Source organism: Streptomyces sp. UF-297 (assembly GCF_058245575.1).
Map to the genome: position 1 here is coordinate 1 of NZ_JBSIBZ010000219.1, position 1,296 is coordinate 1,296.

Genomic DNA, 1,296 nt, shown 5'->3' on the forward strand with positions numbered 1-1,296 from the left:
GACCTGACCGGCAACTGGGGCATCCGCGAGTCGGACATCCTCATCGACACCCTGACCTTCACCATCTGCACCGGCCAGGAGGAGTCCCGGCGTGACGGCATCAACACCATCGGTGCGATACGGGAGTTGAAGAGCCGCCACCCCGACGTGCAGACCACGCTGGGCCTGTCCAACATCTCCTTCGGGCTGAACCCGGCCGCCCGTATCGTGCTGAACTCCGTCTTCCTGGACGAGTGCGTCAAGGCGGGCCTGGACTCCGCGATCGTGCACGCCAGCAAGATCCTGCCGATCGCGCGGCTGGAGGAGGAGCACGTACGGGTCGCGCTGGATCTCATCCACGACCGGCGCAGTGAGGGCTACGACCCGCTGCAGCGGTTCCTCGAACTCTTCGAGGGCGTCGACACCAAGTCGATGAAGGCGGGCAAGGCCGAGGAACTGCTCGCCCTCCCGCTGGAGGAGCGGCTGCAGCGGCGGATCATCGACGGGGAGAAGAACGGCCTGGAGGCCGACCTGGACGCGGCGCTCCAGGACCGCCCCGCCCTGGACATCGTCAACGACACCCTCCTTGAGGGCATGAAGGTGGTCGGTGAGCTGTTCGGCTCGGGCCGGATGCAGCTGCCGTTCGTGCTCCAGTCCGCCGAGGTGATGAAGAGCGCGGTGGCGCACCTGGAGCCGCACATGGAGAAGTCCGATACGGAGGGCAAGGGCACCATCGTTCTGGCGACCGTGCGCGGTGACGTGCATGACATCGGTAAGAACCTGGTGGACATCATCCTGTCCAACAACGGCTACAACGTGGTGAATCTGGGCATCAAGCAGCCGGTCTCGGCGATCCTGGAGGCGGCCGAGGAGCACCGGGCCGATGTGATCGGGATGTCCGGGCTGCTGGTGAAGTCCACGGTGATCATGAAGGAGAACCTGGAGGAGCTCAACCAGCGCAAGATGGCCGCCGACTTCCCCGTCATCCTGGGCGGCGCGGCCCTGACCCGCGCGTATGTGGAGCAGGATCTGCACGAGATCTACGAGGGCGAGGTCCGCTACGCGCGCGACGCCTTCGAGGGGCTGCGGCTGATGGACGCCCTGATCGCCGTCAAGCGCGGGGTGCCCGGAGCCACCCTCCCCGAGCTCAAGCAGCGCCGGGTCACGGCCGCCACCGTCCAGGTCGAGGAGCGCACCGGGCAGGCCCCCGCCCGCTCCGACGTCGCCGTCGACAACCCCGTGCCCACCCCGCCGTTCTGGGGCACCCGCGTCATCAAGGGCATCCAGCTCAAGGAGTACGCCTCCTGGCTGGACGAG

1 protein-coding gene is annotated in these 1,296 nt (G+C 67.3%); it reads left to right on the forward strand.

Annotated features, from left to right (window positions below):
• Positions 1–1,296: B12-binding domain-containing protein (locus tag AC4IJH_RS43515; protein WP_490857564.1), on the forward strand; the 1,296-nt coding region annotated here is incomplete at both ends.